This is a genomic window from Streptomyces sp. NBC_00271 (assembly GCF_036178845.1).
GTDB lineage: Bacteria > Actinomycetota > Actinomycetes > Streptomycetales > Streptomycetaceae > Streptomyces.
The window spans coordinates 3,351,672-3,365,570 of the sequence record NZ_CP108070.1; the positions used below are offsets into that span (position 1 = coordinate 3,351,672).

General features: G+C 70.0%; 15 protein-coding genes. 6 read left to right on the plus strand and 9 right to left on the minus strand.

Annotation, left to right across the window (positions count from 1 at the left end):
- Positions 1 to 175: 175 nt before the first annotated feature.
- Together OG798_RS15700 and OG798_RS15705 are read right to left on the minus strand one after the other, a co-directional pair.
- Positions 176 to 289 carry an SGM_5486 family transporter-associated protein gene (locus OG798_RS15700; RefSeq protein ID WP_095855419.1) on the minus strand — a complete coding sequence of 38 codons (114 nt, stop codon included), beginning with the start codon at positions 287 to 289 and terminating at the stop codon, positions 176 to 178.
- A 46-nt stretch (positions 290 to 335) separates the two neighbouring features.
- Complete coding sequence (locus OG798_RS15705; protein ID WP_097226308.1) at positions 336 to 1,640, minus strand: CynX/NimT family MFS transporter; 1,305 nt, start codon at positions 1,638 to 1,640, stop codon at positions 336 to 338.
- Positions 1,641 to 1,750: 110 nt separating this feature from the next.
- Between OG798_RS15705 and OG798_RS15710 the strand changes: the two genes are divergently transcribed.
- Positions 1,751 to 2,446 carry a FadR/GntR family transcriptional regulator gene (locus tag OG798_RS15710; RefSeq protein WP_095855417.1) on the plus strand — a complete coding sequence of 232 codons (696 nt, stop codon included), beginning with the start codon at positions 1,751 to 1,753 and terminating at the stop codon, positions 2,444 to 2,446.
- Positions 2,447 to 2,455: 9 nt separating this feature from the next.
- Here the strand turns inward: OG798_RS15710 and OG798_RS15715 are convergent, their stop codons facing one another.
- From OG798_RS15715 to fabG, 3 genes are all read right to left on the minus strand, one after another.
- Positions 2,456 to 2,800, minus strand: a complete 345-nt coding sequence (locus tag OG798_RS15715) for a hypothetical protein (protein WP_095855416.1) — start codon at positions 2,798 to 2,800, stop codon at positions 2,456 to 2,458.
- Between the two features lie 151 nt (positions 2,801 to 2,951).
- Positions 2,952 to 3,719: an enoyl-ACP reductase FabI gene (fabI, locus tag OG798_RS15720; protein WP_095855415.1), complete on the minus strand. Its 768-nt coding sequence runs from the start codon at positions 3,717 to 3,719 to the stop codon at positions 2,952 to 2,954.
- Positions 3,720 to 3,724: 5 nt separating this feature from the next.
- Complete coding sequence (fabG, locus tag OG798_RS15725) at positions 3,725 to 4,444, minus strand: 3-oxoacyl-[acyl-carrier-protein] reductase (RefSeq protein ID WP_054232229.1); 720 nt, start codon at positions 4,442 to 4,444, stop codon at positions 3,725 to 3,727.
- Between the two features lie 228 nt (positions 4,445 to 4,672).
- On the opposite strand from fabG, the gene OG798_RS15730 reads away from it, so the two are divergent.
- Genes OG798_RS15730 through tyrS form a run of 3 tightly spaced genes read left to right on the plus strand, consistent with a single transcriptional unit; the run spans position 4,673 to position 8,909 of the window.
- The gene (locus tag OG798_RS15730; protein ID WP_121416562.1) at positions 4,673 to 6,196 is read left to right on the plus strand and encodes a TldD/PmbA family protein; all 1,524 of its coding nucleotides are present in this window, start codon (positions 4,673 to 4,675) and stop codon (positions 6,194 to 6,196) included.
- Positions 6,193 to 7,596 carry a metallopeptidase TldD-related protein gene (locus OG798_RS15735; protein WP_121416561.1) on the plus strand — a complete coding sequence of 468 codons (1,404 nt, stop codon included), beginning with the start codon at positions 6,193 to 6,195 and terminating at the stop codon, positions 7,594 to 7,596. Before OG798_RS15730 ends, OG798_RS15735 begins: the two co-directional genes overlap by 4 nt.
- Before the next feature lie 44 nt (positions 7,597 to 7,640).
- Positions 7,641 to 8,909 carry a tyrosine--tRNA ligase gene (gene tyrS, locus OG798_RS15740; protein WP_095855412.1) on the plus strand — a complete coding sequence of 423 codons (1,269 nt, stop codon included), beginning with the start codon at positions 7,641 to 7,643 and terminating at the stop codon, positions 8,907 to 8,909.
- Positions 8,910 to 9,007: 98 nt separating this feature from the next.
- Here the strand turns inward: tyrS and OG798_RS15745 are convergent, their stop codons facing one another.
- Positions 9,008 to 9,283 carry a GlsB/YeaQ/YmgE family stress response membrane protein gene (locus tag OG798_RS15745; RefSeq protein WP_121416560.1) on the minus strand — a complete coding sequence of 92 codons (276 nt, stop codon included), beginning with the start codon at positions 9,281 to 9,283 and terminating at the stop codon, positions 9,008 to 9,010.
- Between the two features lie 245 nt (positions 9,284 to 9,528).
- On the opposite strand from OG798_RS15745, the gene OG798_RS15750 reads away from it, so the two are divergent.
- Positions 9,529 to 9,936: a DUF3099 domain-containing protein gene (locus OG798_RS15750; protein WP_079090396.1), complete on the plus strand. Its 408-nt coding sequence runs from the start codon at positions 9,529 to 9,531 to the stop codon at positions 9,934 to 9,936.
- A gap of 232 nt (positions 9,937 to 10,168) precedes the next feature.
- Positions 10,169 to 10,390, plus strand: coding sequence for a hypothetical protein (locus OG798_RS15755; RefSeq protein ID WP_095855410.1), 222 nt, complete (start codon positions 10,169 to 10,171; stop codon positions 10,388 to 10,390).
- Between the two features lie 106 nt (positions 10,391 to 10,496).
- Here the strand turns inward: OG798_RS15755 and moaA are convergent, their stop codons facing one another.
- The 3 genes from moaA to OG798_RS15770 all read right to left on the minus strand — a co-directional run bounded on the left by moaA (position 10,497) and on the right by OG798_RS15770 (position 13,610).
- Positions 10,497 to 11,486: a GTP 3',8-cyclase MoaA gene (gene moaA, locus OG798_RS15760; RefSeq protein ID WP_328757215.1), complete on the minus strand. Its 990-nt coding sequence runs from the start codon at positions 11,484 to 11,486 to the stop codon at positions 10,497 to 10,499.
- A gap of 145 nt (positions 11,487 to 11,631) precedes the next feature.
- Positions 11,632 to 13,257, minus strand: coding sequence for a solute symporter family protein (locus tag OG798_RS15765; protein WP_095855408.1), 1,626 nt, complete (start codon positions 13,255 to 13,257; stop codon positions 11,632 to 11,634).
- Positions 13,254 to 13,610, minus strand: coding sequence for a DUF485 domain-containing protein (locus OG798_RS15770; RefSeq protein WP_067364553.1), 357 nt, complete (start codon positions 13,608 to 13,610; stop codon positions 13,254 to 13,256). Before OG798_RS15770 ends, OG798_RS15765 begins: the two co-directional genes overlap by 4 nt.
- Between the last annotated feature and the right edge of the window lie 289 nt (positions 13,611 to 13,899).

Genomic DNA, 13,899 nt, shown 5'->3' on the forward strand with positions numbered 1-13,899 from the left:
TCCGTGGGGCCTCGAGTGCTCCGTGGCCCGCGTCCTCACGGCCACAACTCGAAGGTACGGATTCCTGGGCCGTCAACCCATCCGGTGATCCACCCACTTGACCCTGACACTCACCCCCTAGGGGACAGGGGGGCTAGCCCCACCATCGGTGTCCCCGGGGGGCGGGCGGTGGTGGTCAGGGTGAGGCGATCGACGCGATGACGGCGATGATCACGGTGATGGCCAGCATCGCGCCGAGCACGAGCAGCAGCTTCTTCTGGCCGTTCTGGGGGTTCGGGTCGAGCGCCATACGGCCAGTCTCGCACCCTTCGTGCCTGCCTTCGCCTTCGGGGGGCTCAGGGGCGGGGGCCGCGCGCGGCCTCGTCCTCCACCGTACGGTCGCGGCCGGCCAGGACGCCCACCGCGATCTGCGGGATCATCAGGGCGGCCATGAGCGCTATCGGCAGCCCCCAGCCGCCGCTGTGCTGGTAGAGCACGCCTACGAGGAGAGGCCCCGGGATCGAGATCAGATACCCGGTGCTCTGCGCGAACGCCGACAGCTGGGCGACGCCCGCGCCGGTCCTGGCCCGCATGCCGACCATGGTGAGGGCCAGCGGGAAGGCGCAGTTGGAGACGCCGAGCAGGAGGGCCCAGGCCCAGGCTCCGCCCGCCGGGGCGAGGTAGAGGCCCGCGTATCCCGCGAGGCCGCAGACACCGAGCGCGACCACGATCGGCCCCTGGTGAGGCATGCGGGTGGCGAGGCGCGGAATGACGAAGGCCAGGGGCACGCCCATCACCATCGTGACGGCGAGGAGCAGGCCCGCGGTGCCCGCGGAGACGCCCGCGTCGCGGAAGATCTGCGCCATCCAGCCCATCGTGATGTACGCGGCGGTGGCCTGGAGTCCGAAGAAGACGGCGAGCGCCCAGGCGGTCCGGCTGCGGGTGATGCGCAGCCCGCCGGTTTCCCGCGGGGCGGGGTGTGCCGCCCTTGTCCGCTCGGCGTCGCGGGGATCGGCGCCCCGTGCGCGTACCAGCCCGATCCACGGCAGTACGGCGGCCGCCGCCAGGCCCGCCCACACCGCGAGGCCCGACTGCCAGCTGCCGCCCAGGGCGTCGGTCACGGGCACGGTCACGGCCGCCGCGGCCGAGGTGCCCAGGGCGAGCGCCATCGAGTAGAGGCCGGTCATGGAGCCGACCCGGTCCGGGAACCAGCGTTTGACGATCACCGGCATCAGGACGTTGCTGACGGCGATGCCCATCAGTGCGAGGGCGCTGGCGGCCAGGAAGCCGACCGCGCTGCCGGTGTAGGGCCGGATCGCGAGCCCCGCCGTGATGGCGACCATGCCGGCGCAGACGACCGCGCCGGGTCCGAAGCGGCGGGCGAGGCGCGGCGCCATGACGCCGAAGACGGCGAAGCAGAGCGGGGGTACGGAGGTGAGCAGTCCGGCGACGCTGCCGCTCATGCCGAGCCCGTCGCGCACGTCCTCCAGGAGCGCTCCGAAGCTGGTGATGGCGGGGCGCAGGTTGAGGGCCGTGAGGACGATGCCGACCGTCACGAGCCGCGTCGCCCACGCACGCGTGGGGTGCGATCGGGGCTCCGTGCTCTCGGCGGAACTGCGTATGGGTGTGGACGTCGTCGTCCCGGTCTCCTCGCTCACCATGAGGCCATCATAGAATCATGGGATGATTGGCTGTTCAATCCCCCTGCGTTAATCTCCGGATTCTCCGGCCCCGCGCGAACGATCACACCGGGCCCGTACGAAGGACCGTCATGCCGCTGAGCCACCCCCGCCGTTCGGCGCTGTCCGAGCAGGTCATCGCCGAGCTGCGGAACCAGATCACTTCGGGCGAATGGCCGGTCGGCTCCCGCATCCCCACCGAGCCGGAGCTCGTCGACCAGCTGGGCGTCGCCCGCAACACCGTCCGCGAGGCCGTCCGCGCGCTGGCCCACAACGGTCTGCTCGACATCCGCCAGGGCTCGGGCACCTATGTCGTGGCGACCAGCGAGCTCGCGGGCGTGATGCACCGGCGCTTCGCGGACGCCGATCCGCGGCACATCGCCGAGCTGCGCGCCACGCTGGAGTCGAGCGCGGCGAAGCTGGCCGCCGAGCGGCGCACCGAGCGCGATCTGAAACAGCTCGACGCGCTGCTCGTACGGCGGGAGGAGGCCTGGGAGTCGGGTGACGCGGAGGCCTTCGTGGCCGCCGACGCGACCTTCCACCTGGCGGTGGTGGCCGCGTCCCACAACGACGTCATGACGGCGATGTACGCGGACCTGGGCGAGGTACTGCGCGACTGGCTGCGCGAGGACGTCGGCGGGAAGCTGACGCCCGAGACGTACATGGACCACGCGCGGCTCGTCGACGCGATCCGCGCGCAGGACGCGGAGGCGGCGGGCACGGAAGCCGGGGGCTATCCGTTCCAGTGCCGTCCGGGACGGCTCACGCCCCTGGCCTCCGACAGCTGACGAACACGGTCACCTCTGGTGACTGACCCATGCCGACCGGACCTCCTCCCAGCACCGGCCGGCCAGCCGGACCGTCATCGCGGGGCCCGCGTCGACCGCGTCGGTGTCGGTGTCGATGTCCCACCAGCGGTCGCACTCGACGTGCAGGGCGACCCGGTCGGTCTCCGGGTAGGGGTTGTGGCAGTACGCGGTCACGTGCGAACCCTGGACCGTGGTGCGACACTCAGCGCCGAAAGGCTGGGGGACGGGGAGTTTTCCGTGCACTACGCGCGTGTGGGGCACGGCGTCGTACGGAAGAACCATCATGAAGGCGACAGCGGCGAACACCGGGGCAAAACGGCGGGACAGGCGCACAACGGGGACCTCCTCGGCCGTACGGCTGCGGGGCGGTGCGTAGTCCCAGCGTGCGCGGTGCGATGCCCGTGACGCCCGGCCGACTAGGCCGAACGGGCGACGCCCCGCTCCCCGCACTGCGGGAAACGGGGCGTCAGCCACTTGGGGGAAATCAGGCGCCGATGGCGTGCAGTCCGCCGTCCACGTGGATGATCTCGCCGGTGGTCTTCGGGAACCAGTCGCTCAGCAGGGCGACGACACCGCGGCCGGCCGGCTCCGGGTCCTTGAGGTCCCACTCGAGGGGCGCCCGGGTGTCCCAGACGGAGGCGAGCTCGCCGAAGCCCGGGATGGACTTGGCGGCCATCGAGCCGATCGGGCCCGCCGAGATCAGGTTGGAACGCACGTTCTGCTTGCCCAGGTCGCGGGCGAGGTAGCGGTTGACGGACTCCAGGGCTGCCTTGGCCGGGCCCATCCAGTCGTACTGCGGCCACGCGTACTGCGCGTCGAAGGTGAGGCCGACGACCGAGCCGCCGTTCTGCATCAGCGGCAGGCAGGCCATGGTCAGCGACTTCAGGGAGAATGCCGAGACGTGCATGGCCGTGGCGACCGACTCGAAGGGGGTGTTGAGGAAGTTGCCGCCGAGGGCGTCCTGCGGCGCGAAGCCGATGGAGTGCACGACGCCGTCGAGGCCGCCGAGCTCCTCACCGACGACGTCGGCGAGACGCGCCAGGTGCTCGTCGTTGGTCACGTCGAGCTCGATGACCTTGGTGGGCTTGGGGAGCTTCTTGGCGATGCGCTCGGTCAGCGTGGGCCGCGGGAACGCGGTCAGGATGATCTCCGCGCCCTGCTCCTGAGCCAGCTTGGCGGTGTGGAAGGCGATGGAGGACTCCATCAGCACACCGGTGATCAGGACGCGCTTGCCCTCGAGGATTCCACTCATGGTGATCAGTGACCCATTCCCAGTCCGCCGTCAACCGGAATGACGGCTCCAGTGATGTACGAGGCGTCGTCCGAGGCGAGGAACCGCACCGTCGCGGCGATCTCCTCGGGCTGCGCGTACCGGCCGAGCGGCACCTGGGCGACGATGCCCGCACGCTGCTCGTCGGTGAGCGCCTTGGTCATGTCGGTGTCGACGAAACCGGGCGCGACGACGTTGAAGGTGATGTTGCGCGAGCCGAGTTCGCGGGCGAGCGAACGCGCGAAGCCGACCAGGGCGGCCTTGGAGGCGGCGTAGTTCGACTGCCCCGCGGAGCCGAGCAGCCCCACGACCGACGAAACGAGGACGACCCGCCCCTTCTTGGCACGGAGCATGCCGCGGTTGGCACGCTTGACGACCCGGAAGGCGCCGGTGAGGTTGGTGTCGAGGACGGAGGTGAAGTCCTCCTCGGACATCCGCATCAGAAGCTGGTCCTTGGTGACGCCCGCGTTGGCGACCAGGATCTCGACGGGACCGTGCTCGGCCTCGATCTCCTTGTAGGCCTGCTCCACCTGCTCGGTGTCGGTGATGTCGCACTTGACGGCGAGGCAGCCCAATGCGGTGAGGGCGGCCGGCGGCTCACCCGAGCGGTATGTGATCGCGACCTTGTCGCCGGCATCGGCGAAAGCGCGGGCGATGGCGAGGCCGATGCCCCGGTTGCCTCCGGTGACGAGAACCGAGCGGCTCAACGGTTCACCCTTTCGATAGCTGTCTGAAACCCCTGCAAGACAGGCGCCTTCCTTGGAAACCTATCGGTCCCCCACGCCTCCCGGAGAATCGGGCACCGACAGTGGCGCGGGGGACTCACTGTCGGATCCCTACAGAAAGCCTCGATGCGCGGAGGGAAAGATGTGGCCCCCGGACCCGCCCGCGCGACATGATCGGACCCGACAGGCCACGACAGCAGGGAGACCTCCGTGCCTCATTCCATCGACGAAGCCTTCACGGCACTGCCGCTGCGGGCCCTGGCCGACGCCGCGCTCGCGCGGGCGCGGGCGCTGGGGGCCGAGCACGCGGACTTCCGGTTCGAGCGGGTGCGCAGCGCGTCCTGGCGGCTGCGGGACGCCAAGCCCGCCGGATCGTCGGACACCACGGACCTGGGGTACGCGGTGCGGGTGGTGCACGGCGGGACCTGGGGGTTCGCGTCGGGTGTGGATCTGACGATGGACGCGGCCGCGAAGGTCGCGTCGCAGGCCGTGGCGATGGCGAAACTCTCGGCCCAGGTGATCAAGGCGGCGGGTTCCGACGAGCGGGTGGAGCTGGCGAACGAGCCGGTGCACGCCGAGAAGACGTGGATCTCGTCGTACGACATCGACCCCTTCTCCGTGCCGGACGAGGAGAAGGCCGGGCTGCTCGCGGACTGGAGCGCGCGGCTGCTCGCGGCCGACGGCGTCAACCACGTCGACGCCTCGTTGCTGACCGTCCACGAGAACAAGTTCTACGCCGACACCGCCGGGACCGTGACCACCCAGCAGCGGGTGCGGCTGCACCCGCAGCTCACCGCCGTCGCCGTCGACGAGTCCAGCGGCGAGTTCGACTCCATGCGCACCATCGCGCCGCCGGTCGGACGCGGCTGGGAGTACCTGACGGGCACCGGCTGGGACTGGGAGTCCGAGCTCGCGCGGATCCCGGAGCTGCTCGCCGAGAAGATGCGGGCGCCGAGCGTCGAGGCGGGGCTGTACGACCTCGTCGTCGACCCCTCCAACCTGTGGCTGACGATCCACGAGTCCATCGGCCACGCCACCGAGCTGGACCGCGCGCTGGGCTACGAGGCGGCGTACGCCGGCACCTCCTTCGCCACCTTCGACCAGCTCGGCAAGCTGAGGTACGGCTCCGAGCGGATGAACGTCACCGGTGACCGCACCGCCGAGCACGGCCTCGCGACCATCGGGTACGACGACGAGGGCGTCGAGGGGCAGTCCTGGGACCTCGTGAAGGACGGCACCCTCGTGGGCTACCAGCTCGACCGGCGGATCGCGAAGCTGACCGGCTTCGACCGGTCCAACGGGTGCGCCTACGCCGACTCCCCCGGGCACGTGCCCGTACAGCGCATGGCCAACGTCTCGCTCCAGCCGGACCCCGCGGGGCTCTCGACCGAGGACCTGATCGGGGGCGTGGACCGCGGCATCTACGTCGTCGGTGACCGGTCCTGGTCCATCGACATGCAGAGGTACAACTTCCAGTTCACCGGTCAGCGGTTCTTCAAGATCGAGAACGGTCGGATCACCGGGCAGCTGCGGGATGTCGCATACCAGGCCACGACGACCGACTTCTGGGGTTCGATGGCCGCGGTGGGTGGTCCGGGGACGTACGTCCTGGGCGGTGCCTTCAACTGCGGCAAGGCCCAGCCGGGTCAGGTCGCGGCAGTCTCACACGGCTGCCCGTCAGCTCTCTTCCAGGGGGTCAACATCCTCAACACGACGCAGGAGGCCGGTCGATGAGCGCTCGCTCCAGCCAGCAGAACAAGCCGCACGAGGTCGTCGAGCGCGCCCTCGAACTCTCCCGCGCCGACGGCTGCGTCGTGATCGCCGACGAGCACTCGACCGCCAACCTGCGCTGGGCCGGCAACGCGCTGACCACGAACGGGGTCACGCGCGGGCGCACCCTGACCGTCATCGCGACCGTCGACGGCCGTGAGGGCACGGCCTCCGGGGTCGTCTCGCGCGCGGCCGTGACCGCGGACGAGCTGGAGCCCCTGGTGCGGGCCGCGGAGGCGGCGGCACGCGGCGCGGGGCCCGCCGAGGACGCCCAGCCGCTGGTCACCGGCGTGCCGGAGTCCCCCGACTTCACCGACGCGCCCGCCGAGACCTCCTCCGCCGTCTTCGCCGACTTCGCCCCGGCGCTCGGCGAGTCCTTCGCCCGCGCGCGTGCGGGCGGGCGCGAGCTGTACGGCTTCGCCAACCACGAGCTCGTCTCCAGCTATCTCGGTACGTCGACGGGGCTGCGCCTGCGCCACGACCAGCCGAACGGGACGCTGGAACTCAACGCCAAGTCGCCCGACCGGACGCGCTCGGCGTGGGCGGGGCGGTCCACGCGGGACTTCAAGGACGTCGACCCGGCCTCCCTCGACGCCGAGCTCGCGACCCGGCTCGGTTGGGCCGAGCGGCGTGTCGACCTGCCCGCGGGCCGCTACGAGACGCTGCTGCCGCCGACCGCCGTCGCGGACCTGCTGATCTACCAGATGTGGTCGGCGGCGGCCCGGGACGCGGCCGAGGGCCGGACCGTCTTCAGCAAGCCCGGCGGCGGCACCCGCGTCGGCGAGAAGCTCACCGAGCTGCCGCTGACCCTGCGCAGCGACCCGAACGAGCCGGGGCTCGAGTCCGCGCCCTTCGTGCTCACGCACTCCTCGGGCGACGACGCCTCCGTGTTCGACAACGGGCTGCCGCTGTCGGCGACGGACTGGGTGCGCGAAGGCACGCTGACCCGTCTGTCCACCACCCGGCACAGCGCGGGCCTCACCGGGCTGCCCGTCGCCCCGATCATCGGCAACCTGATCCTGGACGGCGGCGAGGACCGCTCCCTGGAGGAGATGGTCGCCGCCACCGAGCGCGGTCTGCTGCTGACCTGCCTCTGGTACATCCGCGAGGTGGACCCGGCGACGCTGCTGCTCACGGGACTGACCCGGGACGGCGTCTACCTGGTCGAGAACGGCCAGGTCGTCGGTGAGGTGAACAACTTCCGGTTCAACGAGTCGCCGGTGGACCTGCTGTCGCGGGCCACGGAGGCGGGGCGCACGGAAAAGACGCTGCCCCGTGAGTGGAGCGACTGGTTCACTAGGGCTGCGATGCCCGCGCTGAGGGTGCCCGACTTCAATATGAGCTCTGTCAGCCAGGGCGTATAACCTCGTACCTGATTCACGAGACCACCCAAGGAGATACGAGAACCGTGACGGACATCGTCGACGAGCTGAAGTGGCGGGGGCTGTTCGCCCTGTCCACCGACGAAGATGCTTTGCGCAAGGCGCTCGCGGACGGTCCCGTCACGTTCTATTGCGGCTTCGACCCGACCGCGGCCAGCCTGCACGTGGGGCATCTGGTGCAGGTCCTCACCATGCGTCGTCTCCAGCAGGCGGGCCTGCGTCCGCTGGCCCTGGTCGGCGGCGCGACGGGCCAGATCGGCGACCCGCGCCCGACCGCCGAGCGCACGCTGAACGACCCGGAGACGGTCGCGAACTGGGTGACGCGCCTGCGCTCGCAGATCGAGCCGTTCCTGTCCTTCGAGGGCGAGAACGCCGCGGTCATGGTGAACAACCTGGACTGGACGGCCGGCCTGTCGGCCATCGAGTTCCTGCGGGACATCGGCAAGCACTTCCGCGTCAACAAGATGCTGACGAAGGACTCCGTGGCCCGGCGCCTGGAGTCCGAGGAAGGCATCAGCTACACGGAGTTCAGCTACCAGCTGTTGCAGGGCATGGACTTCCTGGAGCTGTACCGACGCCACGGCTGCACGTTGCAGCAGGGCGGCAGCGACCAGTGGGGCAACCTCACCGCGGGCCTGGACCTGATCCACCGCCTGGAGCCGCACGCAGCCGTGCACGCGCTGGCGACACCGCTGATGACCAAGGCGGACGGCACCAAGTTCGGCAAGACCGAGGGCGGCGCCATCTGGCTCGACCCCGAGATGACGACGCCGTACGCGTTCTACCAGTTCTGGCTGAACGTGGACGACCGGGACGTCTCGACGTACCTGCGGATCCTGTCCTTCAAGTCCCGCGAGGAACTGGAAGAGCTGGAGCAGCAGACCGAGGAGCGCCCCCAGGCCCGCGCCGCCCAGCGCGCGCTGGCCGAGGAGCTGACGACGCTGGTGCACGGCGCCGACCAGACGGCCGCGGTGATCGCCGCGTCCAAGGCTCTCTTCGGCCAGGGCGAGCTGACCGGGCTCGACGGGCGGACGCTGGCCGCGGCGCTCTCCGAGGTGCCGCACATCCAGGTCGCCGAGCTCGGCCCGGTGGTGGACCTCTTCGCGGAGGTCGGCCTGGTGGCCAGCAAGTCGGCCGCGCGCCGCACGGTCAAGGAGGGCGGTGCCTACGTGAACAACGTCAAGGTCACCGCCGAGGACGCGGTCCCCGCCAAGGAGGACCTGCTGCACGGGCGCTGGCTGGTACTGCGCCGGGGCAAGAAGAACCTGGCGGCGGTGGAGGTCACAGAGGCCTAGACACGAGTCGCTGAGGCCTGGACACGACGAGGGGGCGGTTTCCCGTGCGGGAGACCGCCCCTTCGGCGTACCTGATCATCGGGCTGCGCGCCGGCTCGTCAGGCTCTTTGCTTGTTGCCCCGCAGCGCCATGTACGCCATGTCGCCGAGGAAGACGATGATGACCGCGGCCACGAGCTGGAAGGCGTGGCGGCTCCAGTCGATGCCTCGGGTCTCGGCGACACCGACCGCCCGGGCGATCGCGTTGCCGACGATGGCACCGAGGATGCCGAAGATGGTGGTCAGCCAGAGTGGGCTGTGCTGCTTGCCCGGCAGGATCGCCTTGGCCAGCAGGCCCAGCACGAAGCCCACGATGATCGCCCACAACCAGCCCATGTCTGCCTCCTAGTACGGCTCTACGTGAGCATTACGCCCAGTCTCGGCGTGTGCGCCATACGGCGCATGTCGGGCGCGGCCGTACGCGGTACGGCGCATCATGTCCACCCGGGCCGGACCCGCCCCGGTCTCGAAGGCGACGGAGTCGCGGCGTAACGTGGGACGTGTTCGGGCCTGCTTCCAGACCGGGTTCGGGCCGGGTACGGGCCGGGGAGAGTCCGACACAGAGCAGGTGGTGGAACGTGATGCGGAAGCAGAGCAAAAGCCAGGTCTTCCGGATCACCGGGGCCAGGCAGGGGCTCGACGAGGACGTCCGCGGCAGGCAGCGCCGCTATGTCATCTCGATGTCCGTCCGCACGGTCTCCGTGATCCTCGCCGCGACCCTCTGGAACGTGGAGCGGCACGTCGCAATCGTCGCACTGGTACTCGGCATACTCCTCCCCTACATCTCCGTGGTGATCGCCAACGCCGGACGGGAGAACGCGCCGTCGCTGCCGTCGACGTTCGTCAACGTGCCCGGCCCTGCGATGATCGCGCCGCCGCGCCCGGACGCCTCCGCGGAATCCGTCCCGGAGGACGTCGTGACCGACCCCGGGGTGCGTCCGGGAGGCGGCCCGCACGAGCGGGCCGAGCCCGACTCGACCCTCACCTGACCACGGGGGATCCGCCGAAAACGGAATCCGATCGCGCACCAAGCTCAAGAAAAGCTCAGATCAATCATGTTGTTCCGGTGCCGGGCAGCGGGCTAGCCGTGACATACTTCGTACGCGCTCCGCATCCCCCGTCGGAGCGACAGACCGACGCCGGGCAGCTCCCCCCGTGGCTGCTCGGCGTCGCCTTTTCGGGGCCGTTTAGGGTTGAGGCGTGACTTTCCCGCTCCCCGACATGTCCCCGGCCCCCAGCACTCCGCAGTGCTCCGCCAAGGGCTGCCGCACCGATGCCGTGTGGGTGCTCGCCTGGAACAACCCGAAGCTGCACACGCCCGAGCGGCGCAAGACGTGGCTCGCCTGCGAGGAGCATCGCGAGCACCTGTCCACGTTCCTCGACGTGCGGGGCTTCTTGAAGGACGTGGTGCGACTGGAGGACTGGGCGGAACCGGAGGGCTGAGCGGTTCTGGAAGTGCGGGTCGTCGGTGGCCTGTCGCGCCCACGCGGCAAAGCCGCATGTGTCACAGCCCCGCGCCCCTGAAGGGGCGCCTGCCTCGACGGAGTCACTAGCCGCCGATCGACGACATCGGTCTGGCCGGCTGGAGGAATGACGGGTCGTCCAGGCCCGAGCCCGCTTTCTTGCCCCACATCGCGAGGCGCCAGATGCGGGCGATCTCCTCGTCGGGGGCGTCCGAGCGGAGGGCGGTGCGCAGGTCGGTCTCCTCGGTGGCGAACAGGCAGTTGCGTATCTGGCCGTCGGCCGTCAGGCGCGTACGGTCGCAGGCCGCGCAGAACGGGCGGGTGACCGAGGCGATCACGCCGACGCGGTGCGGGCCGCCGTCCACGAGCCAGCGCTCGGCCGGGGCGGAGCCCCGCTCGTCGACACCCTCCTCGGTGAGCGCGAAGCGCGTCCGCAGCGAGGCGAGGATGTCGCCCGCGGTGACCATGCCCTCGCGCTTCCAGCCGTGCTGGGCGTCCAGGGGCATCTGCTCGATGAAGCGCAGCTCGTAGTCGTGCTCCACCGCCCAGGCCAGGAGGTCGGGGGCCTCGTCGTCATTGAGGCCCGGCATCAGCACGCTGTTGACCTTGACGGGGGTCAGGCCGGCGTCGCGGGCGGCTTCGAGGCCCGCGATGACGTCCTGGTGGCGGTCACGGCGGGTGAGGGTCTTGAAGACGTCGGGGCGCAGGGTGTCCAGCGAGACGTTCACCCGGTCCAGACCCGCGGCCTTCAGGGCGGCGGCGGTGCGCTTGAGGCCGATGCCGTTGGTCGTCAGGGACATCTGGGGGCGGGGTTCGAGCGCGGCGACCCGCTCCACGATGCCCACGATGCCGGGGCGCAGCAGGGGTTCGCCGCCGGTGAAGCGGACCTCGGTGATGCCGAGGCGGGTGACCGCTATCCCGATGAGACGGACGATTTCGTCGTCCGAGAGCAGGTCGGGCTTGGCCAGCCACTGCAGGCCCGCTTCGGGCATGCAGTACGTGCACCGGAGATTGCACCTGTCCGTCAGTGAGACGCGCAGGTCGGTGGCCACTCGGCCGTAGGTGTCGATGAGCACGTGGGCCCCCTCCCTCGTTGCGGATCACTTCTACTCGGCACGATCGAGCCTACGTGACGCGACTGACATCGACCCCGGCCGGATCCCACGAGACGCGGCGCGGCCGCGTCGTAGAGATCTACGACGCGGCCGTCGGCGAGGGGGATCAGTGTGCTCCGGTGCCCGTCAGGGACCGTACCTCCAGCTCGGCGTACTTGCCGGCGTCCGGCTCCTCCTTGGACAGGAGCGTGCCGAGCCAGCCCAGCAGGAAGCCGACCGGGATCGAGATGAGGCCCGGGTTCTCCAGCGGGAACCAGTGGAAGTCGACGTCGGGGAACATCGAGGTGGGCTTGCCCGAGACCACCGGCGAGAACAGCACCAGTCCGACCGCCGTGACCAGACCGCCGTAGATCGACCACAGCGCGCCCTGGGTGGTGAACCGCTTCCAGAAGAGGCTGTAGAGGATCGTCGGCAGGTTGGCGGAGGCGGCGACCGCGAAGGCGAGCGCGACCAGACCGGCGACGTTCAGGTCGCGGGCGAGGGCGCCCAGCAGGATGGACACGGCGCCGATGCCCACCGTCGCGTAGCGGGCGGCGCTCATCTCCTGTTTCTCCGTGGCCTGCCCCCTCTTGATGACGTTCGCGTAGATGTCGTGCGCGAACGAGGAGGACGAGGCCAGGGTCAGGCCGGCGACGACGGCGAGGATCGTGGCGAAGGCGACGGCGGAGATGGAGGCGAGCAGGATGGCGCCCCAGTTGGAGTCGACGCCTCCCAGGTGCAGTGCCAGGAGCGGCGCGGCGGTGTTGCCCGCCTTGTTGGAGGCGATGATCTCGTCGGGTTTGATCAGCGCGGCGGCTCCGAAGCCGAGCGCGAGGGTCATCAGGTAGAAGGCGCCGATGAGGCCGATCGCCCAGTTCACCGACTTCCGCGCGGTCTTCGCCGTGGGCACGGTGTAGAAGCGGATGAGGATGTGCGGCAGGCCCGCGGTGCCCAGGACCAGCGCCATGCCCAGGGAGATGAAGTCCAGCTTGGTGGTGGACGTGGCGCCGTACTTGAGGCCGGGCTCGAGGAAGGGCGCGCCCTTGCCGCTGTTGTCGGCGGCCTTGCCGAGCAGGTCGGAGATGTTGAAGTTGAACTTCAGCAGTACCAGGAAGGTGAGCAGCAGGGCGCCGATGATCAGCAGGACGGCCTTGACCATCTGGACCCAGGTGGTGCCCTTCATGCCGCCGATGGTGACGTACACGATCATCAGGACGCCGACGAGGGCGACGATGCCGATCTTGCCGCCGTCGCTGGTGATGCCGAGGAGCAGCGAGACCAGGACGCCCGCGCCGGCCATCTGGGCCAGCAGGTAGAAGATCGACACGACGATGGTGGAGGTGCCCGCGGCCGTGCGTACCGGGCGCTGGCGCATCCGGTACGCCAGTACGTCGCCCATGGTGTAGCGGCCGGAGTTGCGCAGCGGCTCGGCGACCAGGAGGAGGGCCACCAGCCAGGCGACCAGGAAGCCGATGGAGTAGAGGAAACCGTCGTACCCGAAGAGGGCGATCGCGCCCGCGATGCCGAGGAACGAGGCCGCGGACATGTAGTCGCCGGAGACGGCCAGGCCGTTCTGGAAGGCGGTGAACTGTCGTCCGCCCGCGTAGAAGTCGGCGGCGTCCTTGGTCTGGCGGCCCGCCCAGACGGTGATGACGAGGGTCGCGGCGACGAACACCGCGAAGAGGGTGATGATCAGCGGCCGGTGCTGGCTGGCCTCACCTGCGGCGAGCACGGTCGTCTGTACGGGGCTCATGCGTCGCCCTCCAGCCGGGACTTGATCGCTTCGCCCTTGGGGTCGAGCTTCGCGGCGGCGTACCGCGAGTACCACCAGGCGATGAGGAACGTGGTGAGGAACTGGGCGAGCCCGAGGACCAGGGCGACGTTGATGTTGCCGACCACCTGGGTGCCCATGAAGTCGCCCGCGTAGTTCGAGAGCAGGACGTACAGCAGGTACCAGGCGATGAAGGCGACGGTCAGCGGGAAGGCGAAGGAGCGGTGCGCGCGGCGCAGTTCGGCGAATTCGGCGCTCTCCTGCACCTCGACGAACTGCTCGGTCGAGGGCAGCCGGGGATCGGCCTTCGAAGGGGGCGGTGCGTCGGTAGCCACGAAGTCTCCTCGCGTTGCGGGTGCGGTTACGACGGTGGACGGGGGCGAGTCTGGGCTCGCGGACGGGGACGGCTGGGGTGCGGACATACGGTTGCGACCTCACAGTGACCTGGATCACGTGACCGGGAGCGACGGGTTTGCTCCCGTGCGTGATCCAACAGGGGGCTCGATCGTCCTCGGGCTCCCTGCTCAAGGTCACGGCGCCACGCGTGGACCGGTTCAACTCCCCCGACTTCTTTCGGAAGTCATCTCCGGAAGTCATTGCTGGCCAGCTGGGACGGGAGATAGC